This is a genomic window from Streptosporangium sp. DT93 (assembly GCF_049844535.1).
GTDB lineage: Bacteria > Actinomycetota > Actinomycetes > Streptosporangiales > Streptosporangiaceae > Streptosporangium.
The window spans coordinates 186,644-200,977 of record NZ_JBNCLF010000003.1; the positions used below are offsets into that span (position 1 = coordinate 186,644).

At 73.3% G+C, this 14,334-nt stretch carries 13 protein-coding genes; 9 read left to right on the plus strand and 4 right to left on the minus strand.

The genetic code is table 11. From position 1 onward, the window contains the following. Positions 1-59: 59 nt before the first annotated feature. From ACLQ2R_RS08690 to ACLQ2R_RS08730, 9 genes are all read left to right on the plus strand, one after another. Complete coding sequence (locus tag ACLQ2R_RS08690; protein WP_425958839.1) at positions 60-1,496, plus strand: ATP-binding protein; 1,437 nt, start codon at positions 60-62, stop codon at positions 1,494-1,496. Between the two features lie 284 nt (positions 1,497-1,780). Continuing rightward, positions 1,781-2,581: a CoA transferase subunit A gene (locus tag ACLQ2R_RS08695; protein WP_425958840.1), complete on the plus strand. Its 801-nt coding sequence runs from the start codon at positions 1,781-1,783 to the stop codon at positions 2,579-2,581. 104 nt (positions 2,582-2,685) lie between these two features. Next, entirely contained in the window at positions 2,686-3,435 is a 750-nt protein-coding gene (locus ACLQ2R_RS08700; RefSeq protein ID WP_425959168.1) for a CoA-transferase subunit beta, read from the plus strand. Continuing rightward, the gene (locus ACLQ2R_RS08705) at positions 3,432-4,613 is read left to right on the plus strand and encodes a thiolase family protein (protein ID WP_425958841.1); all 1,182 of its coding nucleotides are present in this window, start codon (positions 3,432-3,434) and stop codon (positions 4,611-4,613) included. The genes ACLQ2R_RS08700 and ACLQ2R_RS08705 overlap by 4 nt, the downstream gene beginning before the upstream one ends. A gap of 224 nt (positions 4,614-4,837) precedes the next feature. Beyond that, on the plus strand, positions 4,838-6,223 hold the full coding sequence (pcaB, locus tag ACLQ2R_RS08710; RefSeq protein ID WP_425958842.1) for a 3-carboxy-cis,cis-muconate cycloisomerase: 1,386 nt from the start codon (positions 4,838-4,840) through the stop codon (positions 6,221-6,223). Next, the gene (gene pcaC / locus ACLQ2R_RS08715; protein WP_425958843.1) at positions 6,220-6,921 is read left to right on the plus strand and encodes a 4-carboxymuconolactone decarboxylase; all 702 of its coding nucleotides are present in this window, start codon (positions 6,220-6,222) and stop codon (positions 6,919-6,921) included. The genes pcaB and pcaC overlap by 4 nt, the downstream gene beginning before the upstream one ends. After that, positions 6,905-7,711, plus strand: a complete 807-nt coding sequence (locus ACLQ2R_RS08720) for an IclR family transcriptional regulator (RefSeq protein ID WP_425958844.1) — start codon at positions 6,905-6,907, stop codon at positions 7,709-7,711. Before pcaC ends, ACLQ2R_RS08720 begins: the two co-directional genes overlap by 17 nt. A 129-nt stretch (positions 7,712-7,840) precedes the next feature. Further along, entirely contained in the window at positions 7,841-8,941 is a 1,101-nt protein-coding gene (locus tag ACLQ2R_RS08725) for a LacI family DNA-binding transcriptional regulator (RefSeq protein ID WP_425958845.1), read from the plus strand. Positions 8,942-9,326: 385 nt separating this feature from the next. Then, complete coding sequence (locus ACLQ2R_RS08730; protein ID WP_425958846.1) at positions 9,327-9,962, plus strand: MBL fold metallo-hydrolase; 636 nt, start codon at positions 9,327-9,329, stop codon at positions 9,960-9,962. A gap of 213 nt (positions 9,963-10,175) precedes the next feature. On the opposite strand, the gene ACLQ2R_RS08735 is transcribed toward ACLQ2R_RS08730, so the two are convergent. From ACLQ2R_RS08735 to ACLQ2R_RS08750, 4 genes are all read right to left on the minus strand, one after another. Next, positions 10,176-10,808, minus strand: coding sequence for a maleylpyruvate isomerase family mycothiol-dependent enzyme (locus ACLQ2R_RS08735; RefSeq protein ID WP_425958847.1), 633 nt, complete (start codon positions 10,806-10,808; stop codon positions 10,176-10,178). A gap of 101 nt (positions 10,809-10,909) precedes the next feature. Then, positions 10,910-12,211: an RNA polymerase sigma factor gene (locus ACLQ2R_RS08740; protein WP_425958848.1), complete on the minus strand. Its 1,302-nt coding sequence runs from the start codon at positions 12,209-12,211 to the stop codon at positions 10,910-10,912. 145 nt (positions 12,212-12,356) lie between these two features. Further along, positions 12,357-12,707, minus strand: a complete 351-nt coding sequence (locus ACLQ2R_RS08745) for a YciI family protein (RefSeq protein WP_425958849.1) — start codon at positions 12,705-12,707, stop codon at positions 12,357-12,359. Between the two features lie 225 nt (positions 12,708-12,932). Next, a complete protein-coding gene (locus ACLQ2R_RS08750) occupies positions 12,933-14,294 on the minus strand; it encodes an MFS transporter (RefSeq protein ID WP_425958850.1) in 1,362 nt (453 codons plus the stop codon). Positions 14,295-14,334: the final 40 nt, after the last annotated feature.

Here is a 14,334-nt window from a genome sequence, read left to right on the forward strand (position 1 = left end):
TGGAGACGCATCATGTAGATTCAATCTACGTAAGATTCATTATTACAAAGGTGAGATCGATGAAGTTCGCCGGCAGGACCTTCGACCTCGATCAACTGGACACGCAGTTGCGGCTCGTACGCGAGGGAAAGAGCGGGACCCGAGGCCGGGCGGTGATCGTCACCGGCCGCAGGCGGGTCGGCAAGTCACGCCTGGTGCAGGAGTTCTGCGATCGTTCCGCCCTGCCGCATGTCGTCTTCCAGGCGACACGAGGGCGCAGTCCCGTCGCGGAGCGAGGCGACTTCGCCGAGGCCATCGCCTGCTCCGGACTCGCGGGCGGCGAACTCGTCCGGGGAGCGGTGCCGCAGGACTGGAACCACGCACTGCGTTCGCTGGCGCTGGCATCGGATGACGACACCCCCTGCATCGTCGTCCTCGACGAGGTCCCCTGGCTGATCGAGCAGGACGGGGAGTTCGAGGGGGCCCTGCAGACGATCTGGGACAGATACCTGTCCACCCGGCCGATCCTGCTGATCCTGGTCGGAAGCGACCTGTCGGTGATGGAATCCCTTCAGGAGTACGGCCGCCCGTTCTTCGGCCGGGCCGCCCGTATGACGTTGAAGCCACTCGACCTTCATGACGTCGCCGACATGACGGGGCTGCCCGCCGCCGACGCCGTGGACGCACTGCTCATCACGGGAGGCTTCCCCGAAGTCGTCCGGTCGTGGGAGCCGGGTACGACCAGGATCGATTTTCTGCGCGACAGTCTCGCCAGCCCGCTGTCCGCCCTTCTCGTCGCCGGGGAGCTGTCCCTGCTCGGCGAGTTTCCTTCCGCGACCCACACCCGGGCCGTGCTGGAGACCATCGGGGCCGGAGAGCGCACCTTCAGCGCGATCGCCGCCGACGTGGGAGGAACGACCCCGCTGCCGTCCGGCACCCTGGCGCCGATCCTCACGAACCTGGTCGCCAGACGGGTGGTGGCCGCCGACTCTCCCCTCTCCGATCGGCCCGACACCAAGAACAGGCGGTACCGGGTCGCCGACCACTATCTCCGGTTCTGGCTCGCGTTCCTGCGACGGGCCATCCCCGACAGCGAGCGGGGCCGGCCGGACCTGGCGTTGCGGCGGATCGAGCGTTCATGGACGACCTGGCGGGGCCGCGCGGTGGAACCGCTCGTACGCGACTGCCTGGCCACGATGCTGCCCGATGACGAATGGCCCGACACCGAGGCCGTGGGCGGGTGGTGGAACCGGCAGAACAATCCCGAGATCGACCTCGTGGGCGCGGACCGGGAGCCCGTCGCGAGACGGATCCACTTCGTCGGATCGATCAAATGGCTCGACACGCGCCCCTTCGACCGCCGCGACTATGACGATCTGGTTCAGGGCTCCGCCGCCGTCCCCGGCGTGACCGTCGACACACCGAAGGTGGCGGTGTCCAGGGCCGGATTCGAATCGGGCCTTCCACTGGCCGCCGCCTGGACACCGGAGGACCTGCTGGCGGCCTGGCGGCGCTGAGCGAACCGCCACGCCGGAGGACCCGCGGGCGGCCTGGCGACGCTGAGCGAACCACCACGACCGGCGACGCGCCGTTCCGGCTGAAGATCGCGAACCGGCGGCCGTCGGCGGAGGAGAGCGGCCCCTGGCCGGCCGTCGCCTGACGGGCTCCGTGTCGATCGCGCCCTCGATCCTCACGGTGTCGCCGCCTCGCACGCCCCCGTCCGGTTGACCGTCCGAAGACGGGCCGGATATGTTCGGTGGAAGAACTTTCGTTCGCATGGCGAACAACGGGAGGGGAAGCGATGGCCACGGTGGTTCCGCTCGCCGAGGCGGTGGCCGATCTCGTGCACGACGGCGACAGCGTGGCGATGGAGGGTTTCACCCACCTCATCCCCTACGCGGCCGGTCACGAGATCATCAGGCAGGGGCGCCGCGACCTGACGCTGATCAGGATGACCCCCGACCTGATCTACGACCAGCTCATCGGGATGGGGTGCGCCCGCAAGCTGGTCTTCTCCTGGGGCGGCAACCCCGGGGTGGGGTCGCTGCACCGCTTCCGCGACGCCGTGCAGAACCGCTGGCCCGGCCCGCTGGAGATCGAGGAGCACAGCCACGCCGGCATCGCCAACGCCTACGTCGCCGGGGCCTCCGGGCTCCCCTTCGCGGTGCTGCGCGGCTACCGGGGCACCGACCTGCCCGGCAGGACCGCCACCGTCAAGGCGATCACCTGCCCGTTCACCGGCGAGGAGCTGACCGCCGTCCCCGCGATCAACCCCGACGTGGCGGTGGTCCACGCCCAGCGCGCCGACCGGCGGGGCAACGTGCAGCTGTGGGGCATCACCGGCGTGCAGAAGGAGGCCGTCCTGGCCGCCCGCCGTTCGCTGGTCACCGTGGAGGAGATCGTCGAGGAGCTGGAGCCACGGCCGGGCGCGATCGTGCTGCCGGGCTGGGCGATCACCCGCGTCTGCCGGGTCCCGGGCGGCTCGCACCCGTCCTACAGCGCCGGCTACTCCAGCCGCGACAACGACTTCTACCTCGCCTGGGACGAGATCAGCCGCGACCGGGAGACCTTCGCGGCCTGGATGAGGGAGCACATCCTGTGACGACCGCCCCCGCCCGCGACGACCACGGCCGTGACGGTGACCACCGGGATGGCCCCGAGGACGGCCACGACGGCCGGGTCACCGGCGCGTACACCTCCGACGAGATGATGACGGTGGCCGCGGCCCGGCGCCTGGACGACGGCGCGTGCTGCTTCGTCGGCATCGGCCTGCCCAGCACCGCCGCCAACCTCGCCCGCCGCACGCACGCCCCCGATCTGGTCCTGATCTACGAGTCCGGCACCATCGGCGCCAAGCCGGACCGGCCGCCGCTGTCCATCGGGGACGGCGTGCTCGCCGAGACCGCCGACGCCGTCGTCAGCGTGCCGGAGATCTTCAACTACTGGCTCCAGTCGGGCCGCATCGACGTCGGTTTCCTGGGCGCCGCCCAGATCGACCGGTTCGCCAACATCAACACGACCGTGATCGGCCCGTACGACGACCCCAGGGTCCGCCTCCCCGGTGCGGGCGGCGCCCCGGAGATCGCGGCCTCCTGCCGCGAGGTGACGGTGATCGTGCGGCAGAGCCGGCGCGCGTTCGTCGAACGGGTGGACTTCGTCACCTCGGTGGGCTTCGGTTCGGGGCCGGGCGACCGCGAGCGCCTGGGCCTGCGCGGCAGCGGCCCGCGTACGGTCATCACCGATCTGGGCATCCTGGAGCCCGACCCGGACACCTGCGAGCTGGTCCTCACCCACCTGCACCCCGGCGTCACCCTGGAGGCGGTCCGCGCCGCCACCGGCTGGGACCTCAGGGCCGCCGCCGGCCTGCGCGAGACCGAGGCGCCGTCCGCCGAGGAACTCGACGCCCTGCGCGTGCTCACCGGACGGCACCCCTCGGACAGGAGCGACCGATCATGAACGATGTCCACATCCTCGACGCGGTCCGCACGCCGATCGGCCGGCACGGCGGCGCGCTGGCCGGCGTGCGCCCCGACGACCTGGCCGCGCACGTCGTCCGGGCGCTCGTGGACCGCTCCCCCTCCCTGGACCCCGCCGCGATCGAGGACGTGTTCCTCGGCGCGGCCAACGGCGCGGGCGAGGACAACCGCGACGTCGCGCGGATGGCGGTGCTGCTCGCCGGGCTGCCGGTCACGGTGCCCGGTACGACCCTCAACCGGCTCTGCGGCTCCGGCATGGAGGCGGCCGTCGCCGCCTGCCGCGCGGTGGCGGTGGGCGACGCGTCCCTGGTGATCGCCGGAGGGTCGGAGTCGATGAGCCGGGCGCCGTGGGTGATGCCCAAGCCCTCCCGCGCCTTCGACCGGGGGCCCCAGACCCTGCACGACACGTCCCTGGGCTGGCGCATGGTCAATCCGCGCATGCCCGGCGAGTGGACGGTCGCCCTGGGCGAGGGCGCCGAGATCCTCGCCGACCGCTACGGCATCGGCCGCGAGGCCCAGGACCGGTTCGCGCTGCGCAGCCACCGGCACGCGGCGGCGGCCTGGGAGCGTGGCGTGTTCGCGGGTGAGATCGCCCCCCTCGACGCCCTCGACCACGACGAGTCGATCAGGGCCGACTCGACCGAGGAGTCGCTCGCCCGGCTCAAGCCGGTCTTCCGCGCCGGCGGCACCGTCACGGCGGGCAACTCCTCGCCGCTCAACGACGGCGCCACCGCGTTGCTGCTGGGCGACGAGGCCGGGGCGGCGCGGGCGGGACGGACCCCGCTGGCCAGGATCGTCTCGCGCGCCGTGGTCGGCGTGGAGCCTCACCTGTTCGGCATCGGGCCGGTCGAAGCCGCCCGTAAGGCGCTCGAACGGGCCGGTATCGGCTGGGGCGACCTGAGCGTGGTGGAGCTCAACGAGGCGTTCGCCGCCCAGTCCCTGGCCTGCCTGGCCGAGTGGCCCGATCTCGACCCGGAGATCGTCAACGTGAACGGCGGCGCGATCGCGCTCGGTCACCCCCTGGGCTCCTCGGGCGCGCGCATCCTGGGCACCCTCGCCCACGAGCTGCACCGCAGGGGCGGCGGGTACGGGCTGGCCGCCATCTGCATCGGCGTCGGCCAGGGACTCGCCGTGGTCCTGGAGGGGTCCGGGTCCTGAGCGGCCACGCCGGACAGCGGGTCCTGAGCGGCCACGCCGGACAGAACCGGGCCCGGGTCGCCACGGTACGCCGCACCCGGCGGCGTACCGGTGCGCGTACGGGCCGGTGAGGGACGAGCCGGTGAGCGGACGGAGACGGTGAGCGGACGCTGAGCGGGTACACGAGCGGCAGGCACACGACCGGCACCGGAGAGACCGGCGCCGGAGAGCACGCGGAGGTGGACATGGGTCCTCCGTCGGACGACGGGCCGTCCCTCGCGACATCCCCCTTCACGGCATCCCCGGAGAGCGGGCTGTTCTCCGGGACGACCGCCAGGGGCGGCGCCGCGGCGCAGGTGTCGGACGCCGCCTGGCTGGCCGCCATGCTGGACGTCGAGGCCGCGCTGGCCTCCGCGCAGGCGCGGATCGGGCTGGTCCCCGGCGAGGTGCCCGCGGCGCTGGCGGCCGCCTGCCGCCCGGAGCTGTACGACCTCGCGGAGCTGGGACGGAAGGCCGCGCGGACCGGCAACCCGGTCATCCCGCTGGTCGCCGCCCTGCGCGAGCGGGTCGATCCCGGCCTGCGGCGGTTCGTCCACCACGGCGCCACCAGCCAGGACGTCAACGACACCGCGGCGATGCTCGTCGCGCGCCGAGCCCTGGTACCGATCCTGGCCGATCTGGCGGCCTGCGCCGGTGCCTGCGCGCGCCTGGCCGCCGAGCACCGCGACACCGTCATGGCCGGGCGGACCGTGCTGCAGCACGCCGTACCGATCACGTTCGGGCTGAAGGCGGCCCTCTGGCTGAGCGCGCTGGACGACGCCCGGACCGGCCTGGCCGCCCTGCCGCTGCCCGCCCAGTACGGCGGCGCGGCCGGAACCCTGTCGGTACTCGGCGGCCGGGGCCACGAGGTGCCGCCGCTGCTCGCGGCCGAACTCGGGCTCACCGAGGCGATCGTGCCCTGGCACACCGACCGGACCCCGGTGGCCCGCCTGGCCTGCGCGCTCGGTGTCTCCTCCGGGACCCTCGCCAAGATCGCGAACGACGTGAAGCTGCTCTCCCAGACCGAGGTGGCGGAGGTGGCCGAACCCACCGGGCCGGGGCGGGGCACCTCCAGCGCGATGCCGCACAAGCGCAACCCCGTGGGCTCGATGTCGGTGCTCGCCTGCGTGCAGCGGGTGCCGGGACTGGTCGCCTCGATCCTCGGCGGCATGGTCGCCGAACACGAACGCGCGGCCGGTCCCTGGCAGGCCGAATGGGAGACGCTGGGTGAGTTGCTCCGGCTCACCGGCAGCGCCGCCGCCTGGCTTCGCGAGGTGCTGGAGGGGCTGACCGTGGACACCGCCCGGATGCGCTCCAACCTCGACCTGACCCGGGGGCTGCCGATGGCCGAGCAGGTCGTGGTCAGGCTCGGCGGCACCCCGAGGGGCCGGCGGACGGTGGACTCCGCCTGCGCCCGCACGCTGGACGAGGGGATGTCGCTGCGGGAGGCGCTGCTCGCCGACCCCGCCGTCACGCTGACCGCCGGGGAGATCGACGCGGCCCTCGACCCGGCGTGCGCCCTCGGCTCCGCCGCCATCTTCGTCGACCGGGTGCTCGCCGCCCACCACAACGGCACGAAAGCAGGACCATGAACGCGAGAAGGACCACGGACACGAACGCGATCGCAGACGCGGACACGGACGGCGGCAAGAGCAAGAGCAGGAGCGGGGCCGTGGGCGCCGGAACAAACGCCGGCACAGTCGCCGGTACGGGTTCCGGCACCGGCGCCGGCTCCGGAACCGGCACGGGCGGGAACCGGCGGGGACGGGAGGCCGGGGACGCGACGCGCCGGGCCGTCCTGGGCGACGAGCACGTGGACCGCGCCACCGCGGACAGCACGCCGTTCACCGCGGACTTCCAGGAGTTCATCACCACCTACGCCTGGGGGGAGATCTGGACCCGTCCCGGCCTGGACCGGCGCACCCGGAGCTGCATCACGCTGGCCATGCTCGCCGCACTCGGGCACGAGCACGAGCTGGGCATGCACGTACGGGCGGCGCTGCGCGTCGGACTGAGCGAGGAGGAGATCAAGGAGGTGCTGCTGCAGACCGCGATCTACGCGGGTGTGCCCGCGGCCAACAGGGCGTTCGCGGTCGCGCGGGCGGCACTAGAGTTCGACCGGCAGGACCGGCAGGACCGGCAGGACCGGCAGGACCGGCAGGACCCAGCGGACCCGGCGGACCGGTCGGACCCGGCGGACCGGTCGGACCCGGCGGACCGGTCGGACCGGGACGGAGAAGACCCGGGCGACCGGGGGAACACGGAGGGCGGGGATGATCGAACCGGTTGACCGTGGCTCCGACCATGTGCAGTCGCTGGCCCGCGGCCTCTCCGTGATCAAAGCGTTCAGCGCCGCGAGCCCCGAGCTGACGCTCAGCGAGGTCGCCCGCGCCACCGACCTGACCCGGGCCGCGGCCCGGCGCTTCCTGCTGACGCTCGTCGACCTCGGCTACGTCAGGACCGACGGGCGGCTGTTCGCGCTCTCTCCCCGCGTCCTGGACCTCGGATACGCCTACCTGTCCAGCCTCTCGCTTCCCGAGGTGGCCGAGCCGCATCTGGAACGGCTCGTCGCCGAGGTGCACGAGTCGGCGTCGGTGGCGGTGCTCGACGGCGAGGACGTCGTCTACGTGGCCCGGGTGGCGACGAGCAGGATCATGCGGGTGACCATCAGCATCGGCACCCGTTTCCCGGCGTACTGCACCTCGATGGGCAGGGTGCTGCTGGCCTGGCTCGCCCCGGACGACCTCGACGCCTACCTCGGGCGCGTCGAGCTCCGCAGGCTCACCGCCAAGACGATCACCTCCCCCGCCGCGCTCAGGGCGGAGCTGGAACGGATCCGAGCCCAGGGCTGGGCCATGGTCGACCAGGAGCTCGAAGAAGGCCTGCGCTCGATCGCGGCCCCGGTCAGGGAGCGGTCGGGACGGGTCACCGCCGCGATCAACATCTCCTCCCATGCCAGCCGTACGACCGCCGACTCGGCGCGCCGTCACCTGCTGCCCCCGTTGCTGGCCACCGCCGCGCGGGTGGAGGCCGACCTGCACGCCACGGGCGCCGGGGGCGGCGTGTCCTCCCACCGCTGACCGACGACCGGCCGGCTGCGACCTGCCGACGACGACCGGCCGGCAGTCGCCGGCCGAAGAGGGCCGAACGACGAGAACCGGCCGATGACAACGTTGTCGGTACGGCGAACCTGGGTGATGATCGAAGACGTGACAGAGAGTACGCGGGGACGTCCCACCATGAAGGACGTCGCGGCGGCGGCCGGGGTGGCGTTGAAGACCGTCTCCCGGGTCGTCAACGACGAGCCGGGGGTCACCCCGGACACCGCCGGGCGGGTCTCCGCCGCCATCGAGCGGCTCGGCTACCGGCGTAACGAGAGCGCCCGCGTCCTGCGCCGGGGCAGGACGTCGAGCATCGGCCTGGTGATCGAGGACGTGGCGGACCCGTTCTACTCGGGGTTCGGCCGCGCGGTCGAGGAGGTCGCCCTGGGACACGGCTCCCTGGTGCTGAGCGGCTCCTCCGGGGAGGACCCCGGGCGCGAGCGGGAACTGATCCTCACCTTCTGCTCCCGCCGGGTGGACGGCCTGATCATCGTGCCCTCCGGGACCGACCACGACTATCTGCGCCCCGAACTGGACGCGGGTATCGCCGCGGTCTTCGCCGACCGGCCGGGAGGACCGGGCCCCGGACCCGGCACCGGCACCGGCACCGGCACCGGCACCGGCACGCGCAGCGACAGCGACAGCGACAGCGGCAGCGGCAGCGGCAGCGGCCCAGGTCGTGACGCCGGTTCGTGCGACACCGTCCTGTGCGACAACGCCGGAGGCGCGTACGCCGGGGTGAGGCACCTGATCCGGCACGGGCACCGGCGCGTCGCCTTCGTCGGCGACAGGGCGTCCATCTTCACCTCGGGGGAACGCCTGCGGGGTTACCGCCGCGCCCTTGAGGAGGCCGGCCTGCGGTTCGACGCGTCGCTGGTCTCGACCGGTCCCGCCGAGGAGGCGGGATCCGCCCTGACCCGGATGCTCGTCGGCGGCGACCCGCCCACCGCGGTCTTCACCGGCAACGGCCGGATCACCGTGGCGGTGCTGCGCGCCGGGCACCGCCAGGCCCTGGTCGGCTTCGACGACTTCGAACTGGCCGACCTGCTGGTCCCCGGTGTGACCGTGGTGGCCCAGGATCCGGCCGGACTCGGCAGGACCGCCGCCGAACTGCTCTTCCGCCGCCTGTCCGGCGACCGCGGCGCCCCCGAGTGGATCGAGTTGCCGACCAGGCTCGTCCCCCGCGGCTCAGGAGAACTTCCCCCCTGATCGGCCCAGGGCCCGCACGGGTGAGCCGCGATCCCCCCGATCGGCCCCGGGCCCGCACAGGGGAGCCGTGACTCACCCGATCGGCTCCCACCCGCCCAAAACCGTCCCCGCACGGACGAACCGCGATTCACCTCGATCGGCTCCTGCCCACCCCGGCCCGTCCCTGTACGGGAGAGCCGCGATTCACCCGATCGGCTCCTGCCCGCTCAGGCCGTCCCCGTACGGGAGTTCGGCTCCCACCTGCTCCGGGCTGCCTCGACGTCCGGTGTGGCCGGCCCTTACCGCGTGCGTGCCGGGCGTCACCGACCCCTGTTTTCCGGGTCGGGAGACGTTCACCCGTGGCGGATCCGATCGGGGACGCCGTGCAGCGGCCAGTATGGGACACATGAAAATCACTAAATTCGGACATGCGTGCGTGCGGTTGGAGAAGGACGGGCGGGCCCTGGTCATCGATCCCGGCGCGATGACCCCGGAGGCCGAGGCCCTGACCGACGTCGAGGCCGTGCTCATCACGCATGAGCACTTCGACCACTTCGAGCCCGATCGCCTGCGCGTCGCCGCCGACGCCGATCCGGGTCTGGTCGTCTACACCTGTCCCGGCGTGGCCCGGCACCTGGAATGGCTCGGCGACCGCGTCCACGTCGCCGAGGAAGGGGACGTGCTGTCGATCGCGGGCTTCGAGGTGGTGGTCGTGGGGGACAAACACCACTTCAGCCATCCCGACGTGCCGCCGGTCGACAACATCGGGTTCATCGTCGACGGGGAGGTCTTCCATCCCGGTGACGCGCTGACCGTGATCGAGGTGCCGACCCTGCTGCTGCCCGGCCAGGCTCCCTGGATGACGGTGCCGGACATGATCGCCTACCTGCGGGCGATCGCTCCCCGGCGCGCGTACGCGATCCACGACGGGCTGATCAACGAATGGGGCGTCCAGGTGCTGGAAGGCGTGCTCGCCTCCGAGGCCGAACGCCTGGACGCCGACATCCGGCGGCTGGTACCCGGCGAGAGCGTCGAGATCTGATCGCCGGGACCCCACCCGCCGGCATCTGATCGCCGGGACCCCACCCGCCGGCATCTGATCGCCGGGACCCCACCCGCCTGCGTCTGATCACCGGGATCCCACCGGCGTGCATCTGATCGCGGGGTTCCCACCGGCCGGCGCGGCGGCCCGCACCCCGGCGGGCGCCCGTCGAGGACCCCCGCGGGCGAAAGGCCGCACGCGCGGCGCGGGTGCCTACAGGGCTGCCGCGATCCGCTCGGCCCCCGGCCCCGACACACCGGCGAGCCCGGCCGGTCGCCCGGTCGCCAGGAGGAGCAGGTCGCACACCTTCCCCCGCACCTCGTCGGGCCCCGTGCCCGCGGACCACTCCAGGTCGGTGGCCACCAGTCTCGTCCCGGCGAGGCGCTTGCGGGCACCGTAGAACATGCTGGCCATGACGTGTTCGATCGCCACGACCGCGGGCCGCGCGGGCATCTCCCGCGCGCGTCCGAGGGGGCGCGCGATGTCCTGCCCGTGGACCAGCGCGTCGACGAGCGGATCCACGCGGCCGGACAGGGGTGCCCGGCGGGCCGAGCCCGCCGTCTCGCGGATCTGCGCGATGAGCTCCGCGGGCTCGAAGGCGGCCGCCCTCTCCCGCGCCTTGGTGTCCTCCATGCGGTCGAAGTCGCCGCGTGCCCGGATCGCGCTCCTGATCGTCCCGAGCAGGGTGGAGCGTGTGGACAGCGTCAGGTGCGCGGCCACGTCCCGCACCGTCCAGCCGGCGCACAGGGAGGGGACTCCCCATTCGTGCTCGTCGAGGTCGTCGAGAAGGTCGGCGAAGCTGAGCCGTTCGGCCTTCACCCATGCGAGAACCTGGTCACGGTCCATGTTGTGTCGTTCTCCTCGGTGGAATGCGGATGCGAATGCGGACGGGTAAGGGGACGCGGACGGGTCGTGAACGCGGTGGTGACGCGACGGGACACGTGCCGTCACGAGCCGGCCCCGGCGTCCGGGCCGGACGGCTCGACCGCGTTCAGCCTGCGCCGCAGGTGGGCGCGTTCGGGTTCGGTACCGGCCAGGGCGAGCGCCTCCCGGTAGGCCGCGGCGGCCTCGGGAAGGCGGCCGAGCCGTTGCAGCAGGTCCGCCCGCGCCATCGGGTAGGGGTGGTAGCCGCGCAGGCGCTCCTCGCCGGCCAGGTTCTCCAGCAGCGCCAGACCGGCCTCCGGGCCGTCGCGCATCGCCACGGCGGCGGCGTGGTTCAGGGCGACGACCGGGGACGGCGCGAGGGTGAGCAGCACGCCGTAGAGCGCCACGATCTGCGGCCAGTCGGTGGTCGTGAGGTCCGCCGCCTCGTCGTGCAGGGCGGCGATCGCGGCCTGCACGCCGTACGGGCCGGGCGGGCCGCCGCCCAGCGCGACGGGCACCAGGGCGAGCCCCTCCTCGATCATCGTACGGTCCCATCGGCCGCGGTCCTGGTCCCCGAGCAGCACGAGTTCCCCGTCCGGGCCGGTCCGGGCGTCGCGCCGCGCGTGGATCAGCAGCATGAGCCCGAGCAGTCCGGCGACCTCCCGCTCGGCGGGCAGCAGCCGGCGCAGGATCCGCGCCAGCCGGATGGCCTCCTCGGCCAGGTCGAGCCGCTGCAACCGGGGACCGGCACTGGCCGCGTACCCCTCCGTGAAGATCGAGTTGAGGACCTGGAGCACGCCCGGCAGGCGTGCGGGCAACTCGTCGGCACCCGGGACCCTGAAGGGGATCCGGGCTTCGCGGATCTTCTTCTTCGCCCGTACGATCCGCTGGGCCATCGTCGCCGGCGGGACGAGGAAGGCCCGCGCGACCTGGGGCGTGCTCAGTCCCGCCAGGCAGCGCAGCGTCAGCGCGCCGCGAGCCTCGGCCGGCAGGGCGGGGTGGGCGCAGGTGAAGAACAGTTGCAGCCGCTCGTCCGGAAGGTCGGCGTCCTCGCCGGCGGGCGGGACCGTGGGTGCCCGGTCCGCCTCCACCTGCAGGACGGCGAGCCGGGCCGCGTACGCCTGGTCCCGTCGCAGCCGGTCGACGGCCTTGCGCCGGGCCGTCGTCAGCAGCCAGGCACCGGGCCGGTCCGGGACGCCCCGCGCGGGCCAGTGCACCAGCGCGGCCTCGATCGCCTCGGCGGCGACCTCCTCCGCCAGGTCGAGATCCCCGAAACGCCGGACGAGGGAGGCGAGCAGCCGTCCGTGTTCCTCGCGGAACACCGACTCCACGGCCCTGTCCGTACCGGTCCCCTCACCGACCACCTGCCCCGCCGTCCCCGCCATCTCCCCGGGCCGCCCAGGTCCGTCGGATCCGTCAGGTCCGTCGGGTCCGACAGGCCTGTCAGGTCCGTCGGATCCGTCAGGCACGCCAGGTCCGTCGAATCCGCCGGATCCGTCAGGCCCGCCGTCCGTCAGGCCCCTCATCCCCTCAGGCCCCGAAGTCGGCGACCGGCCGTACCACGACCGATCCGCTGTCGCGGGCACCGGGGCAGCGGGCGGCCCAGTCGAGCGCGGCGTCGAGGTCCGCCACGTCGATGACGTAGAAACCGCCGAGCACCTCGCGGGTCTCGGCGAAGGGCCCGTCGGTGACGGTCCGCTCACCGTCGGCCCCGACCCGGACCGTCGTGGCGGTGACCAGGTCCGCCAGCGACTCCCCCGACACGTAGATCCCCGCGTCCTGGACGGCCTTGTCGTAGGCCGTCCAGTCCTCGACGGTGCACTCCGCCGCCCCGCCGTTCGCGTCGGTCGCCCCACTGTTGATCAGCAGCATGTACTTCATGGCCGGTCCCTCCGGATCCTGTGGTCTCCGCGCGGCGGGCCGCCGCACACCATGACGACGAACGGGATGTGACCACATGGACAGCGGCACGGAGATATTTCTCCCGGACGGGCTCGGCGGCCGGGTGAGGGAAGGGTACGTGCTCTCCGGGAGGCGTTCCCTCACGGCCGCCGCACGACGCGGCTGATCAACCGTCCCGTGTCCCGTCTCCGGGCTGGGACGGTCTCACGCGGTCCGCCGCCCGCCGCTCCTGAGCGATCGGTGCAGGGCGAGCGAGCAGGCGAAGGTGGCCGCTCCCGCGATGACGACGGCCATCGGCGGAGAGGTCAGCTCGGCGGCCACGCCGACCAGGGCGGCGCCCATGGCCTGGCCGGTCATCATCCCCGCCGACGCCAGGCCGAAGGACTGCCCCCTGACCGGTTCCGGCACCGCCTCCACGAACCACCGCTGCAACCCCAGCTCGAACGCGGCCAGCGCCGCCGTGGCGAGCAGCACGAGCAGGGCGGCTCCCACGAGACCCGGCCGGAGGGCGAACGCCAGGAGGGGCAGGCCCGTCACCACCGCGAGAGGGAACGCCAGCCGTTCCCTGCCCGCGGGCGAGACCAGCCGTCCGACGGCGAGACTTCCGAGTGCCATGCCCACCGAGGCGGCGGCGAGCGCGAACCCGGCCTCGTTCCCCAGGTAGGGGATCAGCATCGCCTCGGCGCCGGCCACGAGCGAGACCGGCAGCCACTGCGCGAAGAGCAGGCCGCGTACCCGCGCGTCCGCCAGCAGGACCCGGTTGACCCGCAACGTCTCCCGCACGGCGCCACCCCGCCCGGGCGCGCCCTCTCGCCCGTCGACGCCCGTGAACGCCCCCGCGCGCCCGCCGTCGCCACCCGTCTCTCCCCCGGGCGAGTCACCGTCGCCGCTCCCCTCGGCGAGCGGGCCGCCCTCGCGCGTACGCCCCCCGGCGGGGACGGTGTTCCTGGCGGGGAAGTCGGACATGCCGTAGCGCAGCACCACGGCGGCCACGACGGACAGCGCGGCGGTGACGGCCAGCGCCCCGGCGGGCCCGGTGACGGCGAGGATGGCGCCGCCCGCGGCCAGGCCGCCGATCTGGGCTCCGGCGGACGTCACGTTCAGCACGGACCTGCCCAGCACGAACGCGTCACCGGGCAGCAGGTCCGGCAGCAGGGCCGTCCGCGCCGCTCCGAACACCGGCGAGAACAGTCCCGTGACGAGGACCAGGGCCAGCATCGCCCAGACGGGCATCCCGGCGAAGGCGAGCAGCAGGCAGGTCACGGCCCTGACCCACTCACCGGCGACCATCAGGGCCCGTGGCCGGATCCGGTCGGCCAGCGAGAGCAGGAACGTCCCGCCGATGATGTAGGGCAGGAAACCCAGCATGTACGCCGCCGCCGACAGCCCCGGCGAGCCGGTCCGCGCGTAGACCAGCGCCGACAGGGCCAGCATCTTGATCTGGTCCCCCGCGACCAGCAGGGTGAAGCCGCCGAAGAGGATGCGGAACTCCCGGCTCGCGAAGACCTCCGAGTAGGTCGCGCCGCGCTCTTGCGCCGCCGTCGCGTCACGTTCTTCCACTGTCATGGACACGATGGTGGAAGGCTCCCGCCCCGCTGGCTAATCT